The 15,682-nt window shown below is 70.1% G+C and carries 13 protein-coding genes; 10 read left to right on the top strand and 3 right to left on the bottom strand.

Annotated features, from left to right (window positions below; translation table 11 throughout):
- Positions 1 to 75 precede the first annotated feature (75 nt).
- Positions 76 to 966, bottom strand: coding sequence for a transposase family protein (locus ABJI51_RS42290; RefSeq protein WP_348948736.1), 891 nt, complete (start codon positions 964 to 966; stop codon positions 76 to 78).
- A 515-nt stretch (positions 967 to 1,481) separates the two neighbouring features.
- On the opposite strand from ABJI51_RS42290, the gene ABJI51_RS42285 reads away from it, so the two are divergent.
- The 7 genes from ABJI51_RS42285 (at position 1,482) to ABJI51_RS42255 (ending at position 8,035) form a co-directional block, all read left to right on the top strand.
- On the top strand, positions 1,482 to 2,585 hold the full coding sequence (locus tag ABJI51_RS42285) for a PrsW family intramembrane metalloprotease (protein ID WP_348956843.1): 1,104 nt from the start codon (positions 1,482 to 1,484) through the stop codon (positions 2,583 to 2,585).
- A gap of 100 nt (positions 2,586 to 2,685) precedes the next feature.
- Positions 2,686 to 3,639 (top strand): Rossmann-like and DUF2520 domain-containing protein, encoded by a 954-nt coding sequence (locus ABJI51_RS42280; RefSeq protein ID WP_431605720.1) that lies wholly within the window; start codon positions 2,686 to 2,688, stop codon positions 3,637 to 3,639.
- Positions 3,636 to 4,541, top strand: a complete 906-nt coding sequence (gene panC, locus ABJI51_RS42275; protein WP_348956839.1) for a pantoate--beta-alanine ligase — start codon at positions 3,636 to 3,638, stop codon at positions 4,539 to 4,541. Before ABJI51_RS42280 ends, panC begins: the two co-directional genes overlap by 4 nt.
- Positions 4,542 to 4,550: 9 nt before the next feature.
- Positions 4,551 to 5,048: an aspartate 1-decarboxylase gene (gene panD / locus ABJI51_RS42270; RefSeq protein WP_348956838.1), complete on the top strand. Its 498-nt coding sequence runs from the start codon at positions 4,551 to 4,553 to the stop codon at positions 5,046 to 5,048.
- A gap of 5 nt (positions 5,049 to 5,053) precedes the next feature.
- The gene (locus ABJI51_RS42265) at positions 5,054 to 5,830 is read left to right on the top strand and encodes a type III pantothenate kinase (RefSeq protein WP_348956837.1); all 777 of its coding nucleotides are present in this window, start codon (positions 5,054 to 5,056) and stop codon (positions 5,828 to 5,830) included.
- A 195-nt stretch (positions 5,831 to 6,025) separates the two neighbouring features.
- Positions 6,026 to 7,537, top strand: a complete 1,512-nt coding sequence (gene lysS / locus ABJI51_RS42260; RefSeq protein ID WP_348956836.1) for a lysine--tRNA ligase — start codon at positions 6,026 to 6,028, stop codon at positions 7,535 to 7,537.
- A gap of 147 nt (positions 7,538 to 7,684) precedes the next feature.
- Positions 7,685 to 8,035 (top strand): histone-like nucleoid-structuring protein Lsr2, encoded by a 351-nt coding sequence (locus tag ABJI51_RS42255; protein WP_285457772.1) that lies wholly within the window; start codon positions 7,685 to 7,687, stop codon positions 8,033 to 8,035.
- A 99-nt stretch (positions 8,036 to 8,134) separates the two neighbouring features.
- On the opposite strand, the gene ABJI51_RS42250 is transcribed toward ABJI51_RS42255, so the two are convergent.
- Complete coding sequence (locus ABJI51_RS42250) at positions 8,135 to 8,959, bottom strand: AraC family transcriptional regulator (RefSeq protein WP_348956835.1); 825 nt, start codon at positions 8,957 to 8,959, stop codon at positions 8,135 to 8,137.
- A 65-nt stretch (positions 8,960 to 9,024) separates the two neighbouring features.
- Here ABJI51_RS42250 and ABJI51_RS42245 point away from each other — a divergent pair, with 65 nt between their 5' ends.
- Entirely contained in the window at positions 9,025 to 9,585 is a 561-nt protein-coding gene (locus ABJI51_RS42245) for a TIGR03086 family metal-binding protein (RefSeq protein ID WP_348956834.1), read from the top strand.
- A 541-nt stretch (positions 9,586 to 10,126) separates the two neighbouring features.
- Here ABJI51_RS42245 and ABJI51_RS42240 read toward each other — a convergent pair.
- Positions 10,127 to 10,951 (bottom strand): (2Fe-2S)-binding protein, encoded by an 825-nt coding sequence (locus ABJI51_RS42240; protein ID WP_348956833.1) that lies wholly within the window; start codon positions 10,949 to 10,951, stop codon positions 10,127 to 10,129.
- 359 nt (positions 10,952 to 11,310) lie between these two features.
- Here ABJI51_RS42240 and ABJI51_RS42235 point away from each other — a divergent pair, with 359 nt between their 5' ends.
- Together ABJI51_RS42235 and ABJI51_RS42230 are read left to right on the top strand one after the other, a co-directional pair.
- Positions 11,311 to 13,866 carry an ATP-dependent Clp protease ATP-binding subunit gene (locus ABJI51_RS42235; protein WP_348956832.1) on the top strand — a complete coding sequence of 852 codons (2,556 nt, stop codon included), beginning with the start codon at positions 11,311 to 11,313 and terminating at the stop codon, positions 13,864 to 13,866.
- Between the two features lie 121 nt (positions 13,867 to 13,987).
- Positions 13,988 to 15,682, top strand: a complete 1,695-nt coding sequence (locus ABJI51_RS42230; protein ID WP_348956831.1) for an Hsp70 family protein — start codon at positions 13,988 to 13,990, stop codon at positions 15,680 to 15,682.

The raw sequence follows: 15,682 nt of genomic DNA, 5'->3' as shown, positions 1-15,682 counted from the left end.
GCACCGAAGGCCACATTGGGGTTGTTTCATCTTGGTTTGTGCTGGTCAGGCTGTGTTGGCTGGGTGTGGTAGTGGTCAGGCCGGGCTTGGTTGGGCAGTGTCGCGGGCGTGTTGTTCGTGCTGGGTGAGCACGAGCAGGGCGCGCAGCAGGGTGGTGGCGTGGCGGGGGTGCAGGCGGAGAGTGTCGAGGATGTGCCAGTGTTTGAGGGCAGCGAAGCCGCCCTCAACCGCGCACCGCATCGCCGAGAACACCGCGTTGGCCTGCTTCTGCGCTTTCGTCAGCGGCCGGCGGGCTTCGGCCTTGTAAGGCGTGAGCACAACCTGCTCACACGCTCCGCCGCAGCGGCGGCAGTCACGGGTGGTGCGGATGTCTTTGTGCCAGCCGTGGAACCCTTTGTCTGCGGCCGGGGTCAGGCCGTGGACGTGGAGCCGTTCGCGGATGCGTAGCCGGCGGGCGGCGGTGATGTCGGCGGTGCGGCCCGGCAGGGCCGGGGAGATCCATAACAGCCGGCCGTGTTCGTCGGTCAGGGCGAGCACAACCAGGCCGTGGTGTTTGTGTTTGCCGTTGTAGTGGGCCCGGTTGTGCGTGCCGGTGCGGCGACGGGTCCGGATCAGGGTGCCATCCACCAGCACCACCTGCCCGCCCGCGCGGGCGTGGCGGCGCAGGACCCGGTGCAGGTGGGTGGCGCGGGCGGCGAGCAGGGCGATCGCTTCCAGCACCCAGCGGCGCACCGTGGCGGCGGAGACTCCCATACCGGCTCCGAGGTGGGCCAGGCGCGGGTCGTGGCGCAGCACAGCCAGCACGACCAGTGCCTGCCCGGCGGGAGTGGCCTTACGCCAGCGGGACCGCAACCGGCGGCGGTGGGCACCGATCAGCTCGGCCAGCATCCGCAGGGTCGACCGCGAGAGCGGAAGAACCACCTGGTAGGAAAGGGCCTCGAAGCCCTCGGCGGGTTGTTGACTCACATCTCGATCTTGCCGAGGGCTTCACCCATCCCCAGCACCACCCACACCGGTCCCAACACCCCTCCTTGCCACCACAGGCAAACCACCACCCACCCAACACCCCTCACCAGCACAAACCACGATGAAACAACCCCATTGGGGCGCTCGGGACGCAACCAACGCCACTTTGGTTGCGCGGGACGCACCGAACGCCACATTGGGTGCCCCAGACGCACCGAACGCCACTTTGGGGCGCTCGGGCGCGCAGGAGAGCCGAGGGCGGGCGCGCGGAGGAGCGGGCCAGCCGGAGCAGCGGAGCCGCCGCGGCAGCCGGAGGAGCGGGCCAGCCGGAGGAGCGGAGCAGCGGAGCCCCCGAAGCACGTGGAGGAGCGCGGCGGCGGAGTCCCGAGGCAGCCGGAGCAACACCGAGGTGGCGTTCCTCTTCCCACGCCCTCTGCGTAGGGTGACCGGCTGTGAGCGGAACCCTCTCGCCCGCGACGGGGCTGGATCGCGGACGGCGGCCTCGCCGGATCACCGTGCTGCTGCCGGTGCTCGGGCTGATCGTGGTGGCCCTGTGCGGCCTGTTCCTGTTCGGCCTCGCCACCGCGCGGGTCGGGCCGCTCGCCGTCACCATCGGGGTTCTCGCCGCGCTCGTGCCGGTCGCCGGTGTCGTCGCCGGTTTCCTCTGGGTCGACCGGTGGGAGCCCGAGCCCGCGAAGTTCCTGCTGCTCGCCTTTGCCTGGGGCGCCTGCATTGCCACGATCACCGCGCTGCTCATCAACACCACCGCCGAGGCGGTCGGGGACGAGCTGCTCGGCAGCGGCAACGGCAACACCCTCGCCGCGCTCGTCTCGGCACCCGTTGTCGAGGAGGCCGCGAAGGCGCTCTTCGTCGTCCTCATCCTCTGGCGGCGCTCCAGTGAGTTCGACGGCGTCGTGGACGGGGTCGTCTACGCCGGTTTCAGCGCCGCCGGGTTCGCCTTCACCGAGAACATCTACTACTTCGGGCGCGCCTTCGCCGACTACGGCTTCGGGGACGGGCACAGCCAGGGCGTCATCACCGCGTTCTTCCTGCGGGGTGTGCTCGCGCCGTTCACGCATCCGCTGTTCGCCGTGCTGACCGGTATCGGGATCGGGATTGCCGCGCGGACCACCACCAAGGCGCTGAAGGTCGTCGCGCCGCTGGCCGGGTACCTGGCCGCCGTCTGCCTGCACGCCCTGTGGAACAGCGCCGCGCTGCTCGGCGGGTCGAAGTTCCTCACCGTCTACTTCCTGATCATGGTGCCGCTGTTCCTCGGGGTCGTGTACCTGATCGTGTTGCAACGCCGCCGTGAGCAGCGGATCATCGCCGCTGCCCTGCCGCACATGGCCGCGGCGCGGTGGATCGCGCCTTCGGAGGTCGACCTGCTGGCCAGCCTGTCCGGCCGGCGGGCCTGGCGGCGTCAGGCGAAACGCCAGTCCGGGAAGCAGGCCGCGAAGGCCGTCGCCGTGTACCAGGCCAGCGTCACCGAACTCGCCTTCCTCGACCGGCACCAGCTGCGCAGCCACGCCGACCGGCAGCGCCAGCGGGAGCTGCTGGAGACGTTGAAGGCCGCCCGCGCGGAGGCGACGCGCCTCGCCGAAGAGGCCGCCCGCGGGTGACCCGGTCCGGGTGAAGCTGGTCACCCGGGCTCAACGGTTCGCGCTTAATCGAGTTAGTCTCGCGCCGTTCGTCCGGTACCCGGAGCGGGACTGGAACGAGATGCAGAGGGAGTCTGCCAACCATGAGCGTCCACAGGCGCACGCCATGATGAGGCCCGCCCGCCTCGCGGTCGGCGTGGTGTCCGCCGGCCGGGTGGGCAGCGTGCTCGGCGCCGCGCTGGCCAGGGCGGGGCACACCGTGGTCGCCGCCTCCGGCCTGTCCGCCGCGTCGCTCGCGCGGGCCGAACGCCTCCTCCCCGACGTGCCACTCCTGCCGCCCGACGAAACCGTCCGCCGGGCGGACCTGGTGCTGCTCGCCATTCCCGACGACGCGCTGGCCGGCACGGTCCGCGGGCTCGCCGCGACCGGTTCGCTGCGGGCCGGGCAGATCGTGGTGCACACCTCGGGCGCGCACGGCATCGACGTGCTCGCACCCGCGGCGGAACTCGGGGCGCTGCCGCTCGCGCTGCACCCGGTGATGACGTTCACCGGCCGCGAGGAGGACCTCGAACGGCTGGCCGCGTGCAGCATCGGCGTCACCGCGGCCACCGACGACGAGGCGGCCTGGAACGTCGGCGAAGCACTGACCGTCGAGATGGGAGCCGAACCCGTGCGGGTCCCCGACTCCGCGCGAGCGCTCTACCACGCTGCGTTGACCCACGGCGCGAACCACCTGATGACACTGGTCGCCGACTGCGCGGAAGTCCTGCGGGACGCGGGAATCGGGCAATCCGAACGCCTGGTCGCACCGCTGCTTTCGGCGGCGTTGGATAATGTGCTGCGGCACGGCGACCGCGCGCTCACCGGCCCGGTCGCCCGTGGTGACGTCGGCACCGTCCGCAAGCACCTCGCGGTGCTGGCGGACCGGGCGCCGGACGTGACACCGGCCTACCGCGCGCTGGCCAGGCGCACGGTGGCGCGTTCCCTGGCGGCAGGCGTGCTGCAGGACACCGCCGCCGCCAAGGACCTCACCGAACTCCTCGACGATTCCGCCGAAGGGCACCAAGACCAGTGACCACACCGAAATTCAGCCGCGGCACGCTGAACGCGTTCGCCTCGCCCGAGCACGTGAGCCAGGTCAGCCGGGCGCTGCACGGCGTCGGCCGCAAGCTCGCGCTCGTGCCGACCATGGGCGCGCTGCACGCCGGGCACCGCGAGCTGATCCGCCGCGCGAAGCGGCTGCCGAACGCCGTCGTGGCCACCTCGATCTTCGTCAACCCGCTGCAGTTCGGCGCGGGCGAGGACTTCGAGGCGTACCCGCGGCCGCTGGAAGCCGATCTCGACATCCTCCGCGAGGACGGCGTCGAAATCGCGTTCACGCCGAGCGCGGACGCGCTGTACGCCGAAGGTGCCGCGGTGACCGTGCACCCGGGCCCGCTCGGCGACGAGTTGGAGGGCGCGGCCCGGCCCGGCCACTTCGCCGGCGTGCTCACCGTGGTCGCGAAGCTGTTCAACCTGCTCCGTCCGGACTACGCGTTCTTCGGCGAAAAGGACTACCAGCAGCTGGTACTGATCAAGCGGATGGTGCGCGACCTGAACATCGACACGCGCGTCATCGGCGTGCCGACCGTGCGCGAGCGCGACGGGCTCGCGTTGTCCTCGCGCAACGTCTACCTGACGCCGGAGCAGCGCGAAGACGCCATCGTCCTGTCGGCCGCCCTCACCGCGGGGGCGTTCGTCGGGCGCGACGGCGCGGAGGCGGTCCTGGAGACCGCGTGGAAGACCCTCGCCGCCCGGCCGGCGGTCGAGGTGGATTACCTGGAGTTGAGGGGAACCGACCTCGGGCCCGCGCCCGTCGACGGTGAGGCACGACTGTTGATCGCCGCGCGGGTGGGGAGCACCCGGCTGATCGACAACGTCCCGGTGCTGCTCGGCAAGGCCGTCGAGCACCCGGAACGGCTGGACGCAGGGGAATAGGAGTCCACGATGTACCGCACGATGCTGAAGTCGAAGATCCACCGGGTCACCGTGACCCAGGCCGACCTGCACTACGTCGGCTCGGTGACGGTCGACGAGGACCTGATGGAGGCCGCGGACCTGCTGCCGGGGGAACAGGTGTCCATTGTGGACGTCACCAACGGGGCGCGGCTGGAGACCTACGTCATCAAGGGCGAGCGCGGCAGCGGCGTGCTCGGCATCAACGGCGCCGCGGCGCACCTGGTGCACCCCGGTGACCTGGTGATCCTCATTTCCTACGGCCAGATGGACGACGCCGAGGCCGCGACGTACCAGCCGCGCGTGGTGTTCGTCGACGCCGACAACCGGATCGTCCACCGCTACGCCGACCCCGGCCACGCGCCGGAGGGTTCGGGGCTGCTGTCCGGCACGGTGACGCTGCCGCCGGAGGACGACACGGCGGTGTTCCCGGTCGCCGAAACGGCCGACGCGCGCCGCCTCGACGCGCTGCTGCACGCGGAAAGCTGACCCGCTTGCTGCTCACCGTCGACGTCGGCAACACGAACATCGTGCTGGGGCTGTGGTCCGGCAGGTCGCTGGTCGGCGACTGGCGGATGCGCACCGACGCGCGCATGACGGCCGACGAGCTGGCGCTGACGGTCCGCGGCCTGCTCGGCCCGCACGCGGACGAGGTGACCGGGATCAGCGCGCTGTCGACGGTGCCTGCGGTGCTGCGGGAGCTGCGGGTGATGCTTTCGCGCTACTACGCGAAGGTGCCGAAGATCGTCGTCGAGCCGGGCGTCCGCACGGGCGTGGCGCTGCTGGTGGACAACCCGAAGGAGGTGGGCGCGGACCGGCTGGTGAACACGCTGGCCGCGCACCACCTCCACAGCACGGCGTGCGTGGTGGTCGACTTCGGCACGTCGACGAACGTCGACGCGATCTCCGCCCGCGGCGAGTTCCTGGGCGGGGCGTTCGCGCCGGGAATCGAGATCTCGGTGGACGCGCTCGCCCTGCGCGCGGCGGCGCTGCGGAAGGTCGAGCTGGTGCCCCCGCGGTCGGTGATCGGCAAGAACACCGTGGAATGCCTGCAGTCGGGAATCCTCTACGGGTTCGCCGGCCAGGTGGACGGGCTGGTGCGGCGGATCGTCCGCGAGCTTTCCCCGGACGGGACGGAACCGGTGGCGGTGCTGGCCACGGGTGGTTTGGCGCCGCTGGTGCTCGGCGAGTCGGAGACGATCACCGAGCACGTTCCGGATTTGACGTTGCTCGGGCTGCGGCTGGTGTTCGAGCGCAACATCCGTTCCTGAGTCCCGGGCCGCTTCGGACGTCTTGAATGACTCATTCATGTCATCCGAGGACATGAATGAGTCATTCAAGACGTTACGGCGGCGGTTGGCCAGGCCCCGGGTGTGGTGCCGGTCACGGGCGCCGGGGTTAATCGCCGGAAAGGAAAAGGTAATCCGGTTGGCGTAGCGCCGAGCGGGGTTCGTACCCTATGGGCCATGACCGAAAACCCCGCTTCCACCAGCGTGCCCGCCGAAGACGAACTGCCCGAGCAGATGCGGGTGCGCCGGGAGAAGCGCGACCGGATCCTCGCCGAGGGGATCGATCCGTATCCGGTCGAGGTGCCCCGCACGCACTCGCTCGCCGAAGTGCGCGCCGCGCATTCCGGGCTGCCCGCCGACACCGCCACCGGTGAGCAGGTCGGTGTCACCGGCCGGGTGATGTTTCTGCGCAATACGGGCAAACTGTGCTTCGCGACCCTCCGTGAGGGTGATGGCACCGAACTGCAGGCCATGATCAGCCTGGCGAAGGTCGGCGAAGACGCGCTCGCGGCGTGGAAGTCCGACGTCGACCTCGGCGACCACGTCTTCGTGCAGGGCGAGGTCATCACGTCCAAGCGTGGCGAGCTGTCCGTGCTGGCCGAGGGCTGGCGGCTGACGTCGAAGGCGCTGCGCCCGCTGCCGAACGCCCACAAGGACCTCGCGGAGGAAACGCGCATTAGGCAGCGCTACGTCGACCTCATCATGCGCCCGCGCGCGCGCGACGTCGTGCGCACGCGCGCCGGCGTCGTGCGGTCGCTGCGCGAGTCGTTCCACCGCCGCGGGTTCACCGAGGTCGAGACGCCGATGCTGCAGACGCTGCACGGCGGTGCCGCGGCCCGCCCGTTCGTCACGCACTCCAACGCGTTCGACATGGAGCTGTTCCTGCGCATCGCGCCGGAGCTGTACCTCAAGCGCTGCGTCGTCGGCGGCATCGAGAAGGTCTTCGAGATCAACCGCAACTTCCGCAACGAGGGCAGCGACTCGTCGCACTCGCCGGAGTTCGCGATGCTGGAGTACTACGAGGCCTACGCCACGTACGACACCAACGCGGTGATGACCAGGGAGCTGATCCAGGAGGCCGCGCAGACGGTGCTGGACACGCTGGTCGTCACGCTGCCCGACGGTTCGGAGTACGACCTGTCCGGCGAATGGACCACGCTCGGAATGTACGAGTCGTTGTCCGATTCCCTCGGCGAAGAGGTCACGCCGGAGACGCCCGCCGCCAAACTGCTCGGATTCGCGCAGGCCAGGGGCCTGGAAGTGGATCCGAAGCTCGGGCACGGGAAGCTGGTCGAGGAACTGTGGGAACACCTCGTCGGAGATCACCTGCACGCACCGACGTTTGTCCGTGATTTTCCGCTGGAGACCTCGCCATTGACCAGGCAGCACCGCTCGCGGCCCGGCGTGGCCGAGAAGTGGGACCTCTACGTGCGCGGATTCGAACTGGCCACCGGATACTCCGAGCTGGTCGATCCGGTCGTCGAACGGGAACGGCTCACCGAACAGTCCCTGCTGGCCGCGCAGGGCGATAGCGAAGCCATGCAGCTGGACGAGGATTTCCTCCGTGCCCTGGAGTACGGAATGCCGCCGAGCGGCGGCGTCGGAATGGGGATCGACCGGCTCCTCATGGCGCTGACCGGCCTCGGTATCCGCGAGACGATCCTCTTCCCGCTGGTGCGTCCCGAATAACCCGGCCGTGTGAGGATAGCCGCCGGTTATGGCAATGAGATTTGCGTTGCCCTCCGGAAGCGGGTACTAATGTTCTAGGCAAAGTCTTCTGTCCCCGGGGCTCGCCCCGTAACCAGATCATTGAGTAAGCCCCGCAGGAGGAATCGGATGGCACAGAAAGTGCTCGTCTCGCTGGTCGACGACCTCGACGGCAGCGAGGCGGAAGAGACCGTCGAGTTCGGTTTGGACGGCGTCAGCTACCAGATCGACCTCTCCTCGGAAAACGCCGAGGAGCTGCGGGACGCTCTCGCCCAGTATGTCGAGCACGCGCGTCGTGCGGGTGGCCGCAAGCGCGCTTCCGTGCGCCCGGTCGCGGGTAAGGGTTCGGCCCGTCCGGCCGCCGTCGACCGCGAGCAGAACCAGGCCATTCGGGCGTGGGCGCGCAAGAACGGTTACGCGGTTTCGGACCGGGGCCGGATCCCCTCCGAGGTCGTCGAGGCGTACCACAAGAAGAACTGAAGACGGTTCACGCCGCCGTCGTGACGGCGGCGGCAGGCCGCTGACCAGCGGCGAGGTTTCGGTGGTGGCCGCCGGGCGGAATTCGCCCGGCGGCTTTCTTCATGTCCACTTCCTGTCCGGTCCGGCGGGCGTGCGAGCCGTCCGCGCGTACTCGCCGGGCGACTGGCCGGTCACCGTCCGGAAATCGCGGATGAAGTGCGACTGGTCGCTATAGCCCAGCCGAACCGCCAGACCGGCGTAATCCGGAGATGTCCCGGCGCCGAGCTGTTGCGCAGCGTCGTTGAGGCGGTATATCCGGATCGCCCACTTGGGCGGGCAACCGACGTGTTCGGCGAACAACCGCTGGAGGGAGCGGGTGGTCAGTCCAGTATCCGCGCACAGTTGCGCCACCCGGATAATTCCCGGATCACGCGCGATTTGTTCGACGGCCGCCGCGGCCAGCCGCGCGGCCGGGGTGAGGACCCGAGGTTTTGCGATCAGCAAGTTGTCGATCGCACGCACCATTTCCGCGTCCCCGGCCGCCGTGCGCACCGATTCCGCGGCCTGCGGACCCGCAGGTCCGAAAACGTCCGCGAGCGGGACAGCCCGGTCGGCGATGTCACCGACCGGGCCGTCGAGGAACGCGCGGAAGCAACCGGGCCGGAAACGCGCGCCGAGGCCGTGGACGCGCCCGGCAAGGCGGTGCGAAAAGACGGCACGGGCGGGGCCGTAGACGCCGGAAGCGCCGGGGAAGAACGTCACGTTGACCGCGATGTTCGGCAGCACGCGCTGCTCGTGGGGCGGTTTGCCGCGCAGATCCCAGCGCAGCACCCAGTGGTAGTCGACGAACTCCGCCAGTTCGGGCGCGGGCGGATACCTGGTCAGCGTGAACATCGTGCGCGCGGTGGCCTCGGCAACGATCCCGCGCGGAATCCGGTGCACCACGGCCGTCACGGTAGCTGTCGCGTTCGTTCAAGACGACACGCACGCGCCGGATTTGGATCACCGGCATGACTGCTTCGCTGCTCCGCCCCGCCGCGGCCGAGTTCCTGCGGATCGCGGGCGCCCTCGACGACCTGACCGCCCCGACGCCACGCGACGGCTACGACGTCCGTGCGCTGCTGAACCACCTGTTGTACTGGGGCCCGTGGCTCATCGCGGCGGGCCGCCGTGCGGAGCCGCCGTCTCCTGAGGCGGGCGAGACGGAGTCGGCTCTGGTGACCGGCGACTGGTACGCGGCGCTTTCGAAGCAGACCGAGACGCTGGTGGAGGTGTTCGGCTCCGCCTCGGCGTGGTCGGGGACGACGAAGCTGGGCACGGCCTCGATGCCGGCGTCGATGGTCGGCGACATGGTGCTCGGCGAGTTCGTCCTGCACGGCTGGGACCTGGCCCGGGCGAGCGGCCAGGAACTCCGTTGCCCGCCGGAGACGGCGACGGCGGTGTACGAGGCCGCGGTGGCGATGGGGGAGCAGGCGCGGGCGATGGGGGTTTACGGGCCGGTCGTCGAGGTGCCTGCCGACGCGCCGCCGCTGGCGCGGGCGCTGGGGGCTTCGGGGCGGGATCCGGCCTGAGGTTTCCGCTCCGGTTGTCCACAGGGTGTCTCGGTTGTGGACAACTCTTGCGGTGGGGTCGTGATTCGGCCGGTTGGTCGGGGGTCGGCGATAGACTGGACCGGGGTCAGCCCCCAGGGAAGGGTGGGGCTCCGAGGTGGGGCCGGCGGTCTGGCTTCGGTGAGCCCGGACCTGGGGCAGCGTCCCCTCGGCGGCCATCGGGAACGCCGGCGGCTGCTTCCCTCGGGCTTCGGTGCAGCCGTTGGCCGGGGCGTTCCTGCGCGAGTGCGGCGACCTGCGGGGGTCCAGGGCGTGCCGCCGCGATGTCGTCGGGCGACAGGGGGCCGGCGAAGTCGCTGTGCCGCGGGGTGACCGGACGTCATGAACGAGTCGTTCACCTCGTCTGATGACAGGAACGAGTCGTTCATGTCGTGGAGGCGCAGGCTTGCCGGGACCCTGCCCGGAGAGGGACCCCGATGGTCCTGCTCGCGGCGAACCTGACACCTCGCCAGGCCCGATCCGAGCGCTGCATCGGGCGAGACAACAGTGCGGAACGTGCCGGCTACCGCGGGCAGGTGCGCGGGCAGCCGTCGCACTCCGAGGCGGAAGGCAGCAGGTACGAGAAGCAGCAGCTCTCGCGGCGGCGCGCCCACTGCCGGTGGCCGTCCGGGGTCTCCTCCAGGCGGAGTGTCGATGCCGACGTCAGCGGTGGGTACCTCGTGTCCAGCACCAGGGCCGCGTCCGCGACGCCCGCGCCTTCCGACTCCGCCGTTCCGCCCTGGCGGCCCGCCCACCACAGGGAGTTCTCCAGTGCGTCCGTCGCCGCCGCCCACAGGGTTCGGCGGCCCAGCCTGCTGATCGGGGCGTATGCCCTGACGAACTGGGCCGCGTGGGCCAGGTAGCGGGCTCGGAGCACCGCCGCCAGTGCTCGCTCGTCGCGGACCACCGTTGCCTCCGGGCGGGCCGAGCCCGGGTCCGTCGGGAGGCAGTGGAACGCGTCACCCAGGAGGGCCATGCCGTCCGGGTGGGGACGCTCTTCCGACAGGCGGAACGCCAGCTCGGCCGGCTTCAGCGACGGCACCCGCCGCTCGTGGTGCAGCAGCAGCGCTCCCACGTACGCCGGGATGTGCAGGTACCACGTCATCACCCAGCTGGCCGTTGTGCGGGGCGGTGCCGATGCGTGCTCCAGCAGCAGCCAGTCGCCCAGCAGTGCCCGCCACTCGGCGAAGTACTCGGGGGTCGCGAGCAGCTCCGAGCAGCGGATCCAGCCCGGCGGGACGTCGCGGCGCAGCTCGGTGCGCTCCTGGCGGCCGGCGACCCGCCGCAACGACGACGCGAGGCCGTCGCCGACCTCGCGTGCGTCACGGAAGGACCGCTGCTGGCTCAACCGCGGCCCTCCTCGCAGCCGTAGTGGATTAGGCGTGCCTAACCTTACAGGCTTCCGGCGGCTCCGCCAATCGGGTGGGTACTCCCAGGGTGCGGACTGTTCGCGGTGAGCGGACACGGCGCGGATGGCGGAATCCGGGTGGCCGGCCGCACGTTGTGCTTGACGTAAAGGTGCAGGGCAACCTGATGATGGAAGCACCCGGCGGACGCCACGTCCGGGTGCGAAAAAGACCGCACACAGCCGTAGTGGTACGCCAGCGCGACGACTTGGCTACTAGAGTGGTCTCACGGTGCTGAATCCATCGGGGTGAAAGCACGCGATGGAAACGGGCCGCCGGCGCAGCAGTCGAGGGAGTGCACATGTTTGAGAGGTTCACCGACCGCGCGAGGCGGGTGGTCGTCCTGGCTCAGGAAGAGGCCAGGATGCTCAACCACAACTACATCGGCACCGAGCACATCCTCCTGGGTCTGATCCACGAGGGTGAGGGTGTCGCCGCCAAGGCGCTCGAGTCGCTCGGTATCGCGCTTGAGGGCGTCCGCCAGCAGGTCGAGGAGATCATCGGCCAGGGGCAGCAGGCCCCGAGCGGGCACATCCCCTTCACGCCGCGTGCCAAGAAGGTGCTGGAGCTGTCGCTGCGCGAGGCGCTGCAGCTCGGCCACAACTACATCGGCACCGAGCACATCCTGCTCGGCCTGATCCGCGAGGGCGAGGGCGTCGCCGCGCAGGTCCTGGTCAAGCTGGGTGCGGACCTCAACCGGGTCCGCCAGCAGGTGCTGCAGCTGCTCTCGGGCTACCAGGGCGGCAAGGAGTCCACCGAAACCGGTTCCGGCCGCGGTGAGGGCACCCCGTCGTCTTCGCTGGTCCTGGACCAGTTCGGCCGCAACATGACCGTGCTCGCCCGCGAGGGCAAGCTCGACCCGGTCATCGGGCGCGGCAAGGAGATCGAGCGGGTCATGCAGGTGCTGTCCCGCCGCACGAAGAACAACCCGGTGCTCATCGGCGAGCCCGGCGTCGGCAAGACCGCCGTCGTCGAGGGCCTGGCGCAGAGCATCGTCAAGGGCGAGGTGCCCGAGACGCTCAAGGACAAGCAGCTCTACACGCTGGACCTGGGCTCGCTGGTCGCCGGCTCGCGCTACCGCGGTGACTTCGAAGAGCGCCTGAAGAAGGTGCTCAAGGAGATCAAGACCCGCGGCGACATCATCCTGTTCATCGACGAGCTGCACACGCTGGTCGGGGCGGGTGCCGCCGAGGGCGCGATCGACGCCGCGTCGATCCTGAAGCCGATGCTCGCCCGCGGTGAGCTGCAGACGATCGGCGCGACCACGCTCGAGGAGTACCGCAAGTACATCGAGAAGGACGCCGCTCTCGAGCGCCGGTTCCAGCCGATCCAGGTCGGCGAGCCGTCGCTGGAGCACACGATCGAGATCCTCAAGGGCCTGCGCGACCGGTACGAGGCGCACCACCGCGTCTCGATCACCGACTCGGCGCTGGTCGCCGCCGCGACCCTGGCGGACCGGTACATCAACGACCGGTTCCTCCCGGACAAGGCGATCGACCTGATCGACGAGGCGGGCGCGCGGATGCGCATCCGCCGGATGACCGCGCCGCCGGACCTGCGCGAGTTCGACGAGAAGATCGCCAACGTCCGCCGCGACAAGGAGTCCGCGATCGACGCGCAGGACTTCGAGCGGGCCGCCCGCCTGCGTGACGAGGAGAAGACCCTCCTCGGCCAGAAGGGCGAGCGGGAGAAGCAGTGGAAGGACGGCGACCTCGACGTCGTCGCCGAGGTCGACGACGAGCAGATCGCGGAGGTGCTGGCCAACTGGACCGGCATCCCGGTGTTCAAGCTGACCGAGGAGGAGACCACCCGGCTGCTGCGCATGGAGGAAGAGCTCCACAAGCGCATCATCGGCCAGGAGGACGCGGTCAAGGCCGTCTCGCAGGCGATCCGCCGCACGCGGGCGGGCCTGAAGGACCCGAAGCGCCCGTCGGGCTCGTTCATCTTCGCCGGCCCGTCCGGTGTCGGTAAGACCGAGCTGTCGAAGGCGCTGGCCTCGTTCCTGTTCGGCGAGGACGACGCGCTCATCCAGATCGACATGGGTGAGTTCCACGACCGCTACACCGCTTCGCGGCTCTTCGGTGCCCCTCCGGGCTACGTCGGCTACGAAGAGGGCGGGCAGCTGACCGAGAAGGTGCGGCGCAAGCCGTTCTCGGTGGTGCTGTTCGACGAGATCGAGAAGGCGCACCAGGAGATCTACAACACGCTCCTGCAGGTGCTGGAGGACGGCCGCCTGACCGACGGTCAGGGCCGCACGGTCGACTTCAAGAACACGGTGCTCATCTTCACGTCCAACCTGGGCACGTCGGACATCTCGAAGTCCGTCTCGCTCGGCTTCGCCGCGTCCAACGACACGGGCTCGCGGTACGAGAAGATGAAGCAGAAGGTCAACGAGGAAATGAAGAAGCATTTCCGCCCGGAGTTCCTGAACCGGATCGATGACATCATCGTGTTCCACCAGCTGACGCAGGAACAGATCATCCAGATGGTCGACCTGATGATCAGCCGGGTCGAGACGCAGCTCAAGGCCAAGGACATGGAGCTGGAGCTGACGCCGAAGGCCAAGTCGCTGCTGGCCAAGCGCGGCTTCGACCCCGTGCTCGGCGCCCGGCCGCTGCGCCGGACGATCCAGCGCGAGATCGAGGACCAGCTGTCGGAGAAGATCCTCTTCGGCGAGGTCGAGCCCGGCCAGATCATCCTGGTCGACGTCGAGGGCTGGAGCGGCAACCCCGAGGACAAGGACGACCAGGCGCGCTTCACGTTCCGTGGCGAGCGCCGTCCGTCGTCGATCCCGGACGCCCCGCCGGTCAGCATCGGCGCGGGCCACGACGAGCAGGGCGAAGCCGAGAACGACTGATCCCGGTTCGCAAGGCAGGTTCGTAAGGCAGCAGGAGGGCGGTTCCCCGGTTCCGGGGAGCCGCCCTTCGGCGTTCCGGGCGCATGAGACGATGCCCGCGGACCTTGGGAGGGGAATCCGCGTGGACGTGCTCTCGATCGACTTCGGGACTTCCAGCACCGTCGGGGTGCTGTCGGCCTTCGGGCGGGGGCCCCGGGCCATCGAGGTCGACGGGTCGGTCACCATGTCCTCCGCCGTCTATCTCGGCGATGACGGCCTGCTCGTCGTCGGGCAGGACGCCGAACGGCGGGCGCGGCTCGATCCCAGCCGGTTCGAGGCCAGTCCCAAGCGGCGGATCGACGAAGGCACTCTCCGGCTCGGGGACAGCGAGGTTCCGATCGCCGACGCCTTCGCCGCCGTCCTGCGCCGGGTGGGTGAGGAAGCCGGACGGCAGCTGGGACGGCCGGCCGCGCAGACGCGGATTTCGCATCCCGCCGGCTGGGGCGCCGACCGGCAGGAGATCCTGCGGGCCGCCGCCGTGCAGGCCGGGTTTGCCGATGTCCGGCTGATTCCCGAACCCGTTGCCGCCGCCGCGCACTATGCCTCGCTCGGGCGGCGGAACGCCGGGCCCATCGGTGTCTACGACCTCGGGGCGGGCACCTTCGACTGCGCTGTCGTCGGGGTGACGCAGCAGGGCTTTGCCGTGCTCGCCGAGGACGGGCTGCCCGATCTCGGCAGCCTCGACATCGACCAGGCGCTGCTCGTCCACATCGGACGGTCCGTGTCGCACGCCGATCCCGCGCAGTGGCAACGGCTGCTGCGGCCGCAGACCACCGCCGACCGCCGTACGCGCCGGGCGTTGCTGCAGGATGTCCGCGACGCCAAGGAAAGCCTCTCGCGGCACGCCCAGACCCACGTGCCGATGCCCGAGCCCTTCGGCGACGTTCTCGTCAGCCGCGACGAACTCGAAGCGCTCGTGCGGCCCAGCCTGCTGCGCAGCGCCGAACTGCTCGGCGCCACCATCCGGCGGGCCGGGCTGACTCCCGCGCAGCTCGGCGGCATCTACCTCGTCGGCGGGCCGAGCCGGATGCCGTTGCTGGCCACGCTGCTCGGCCGTCAGCTCGGCGTCGTGCCGACCACACAGGACCAGCCCGAGACGGCCGTCGCGTTCGGACTGCACCACGTCCCGCTCGGCGGCTCCGACCTCACCGTGCCCGCGTTCGCGCCGGTCCGCCCGCCCGCGACGCCGCCTCGGCCGCAACCGTGGCAGCAGCAAGCCCGGCCGCCGCAGCCCGCGCCGGAACCGCGCCGGAAACGCAAGCCCTGGTTCCTCGCGCTCGCCGTGCTCCTGGTCGCCGCCGTCGTGGCGACCGTCGTCGTGTTCGTCATCCGCGACCAGGCCGCGCGGGCCGCGGCGGACTGCACGCAGACGACCGAGCGCGACCGGGCCGGGTTCACCCCGTGCCTGCGCTCCCTGGCCGGGTCCGTCGCGGATCGGGCCACCTGCCGGGAAATCGACCACATCGGGCAGCTGCTGCGCGCCCGGATCGCGGTCATGTGCGACATCGAGGGCGGCTCGGTCGGCTATTACCAGGGCGAAACCGTCGAAGAGTTCGGACCGCTCGCGAAGCTGCCCACGCCAGGCGGCGCCATCGAGCGGGGCACCTGGGACGGCGGCGGGCTGCACGGCAAGTACGTCGCCGGCCCCGGCATGGGGTCGTCGATCGTGCTCTTCGGCGCGGACGACCGCCGGGCGTTCGCGCTCTTCATCGCGCGCCCACCTCGTGGCAACCAGGACCTGATCGCCTTCTTCACCCACGAAGTCAAGCCGGTCTGA

The sequence above is a fragment of the Amycolatopsis melonis genome (assembly GCF_040064235.1).
Lineage (GTDB): Bacteria > Actinomycetota > Actinomycetes > Mycobacteriales > Pseudonocardiaceae > Amycolatopsis > Amycolatopsis melonis.
This window is presented reverse-complemented; position numbering and strand designations above follow the sequence as displayed.

Coding starts and splice junctions, on each gene's coding strand:
- ABJI51_RS42280 (WP_431605720.1), top strand. CDS start 2,686: ATGCAGAGGGAGTCTGCCAACCATGAGCGTCCACAGGCGCACGCCATG.
- panD (WP_348956838.1), top strand. CDS start 4,551: ATGTACCGCACGATGCTGAAGTCGAAGATCCACCGGGTCACCGTGACC.
- lysS (WP_348956836.1), top strand. CDS start 6,026: ATGACCGAAAACCCCGCTTCCACCAGCGTGCCCGCCGAAGACGAACTG.
- ABJI51_RS42255 (WP_285457772.1), top strand. CDS start 7,685: ATGGCACAGAAAGTGCTCGTCTCGCTGGTCGACGACCTCGACGGCAGC.
- ABJI51_RS42245 (WP_348956834.1), top strand. CDS start 9,025: ATGACTGCTTCGCTGCTCCGCCCCGCCGCGGCCGAGTTCCTGCGGATC.
- ABJI51_RS42235 (WP_348956832.1), top strand. CDS start 11,311: ATGTTTGAGAGGTTCACCGACCGCGCGAGGCGGGTGGTCGTCCTGGCT.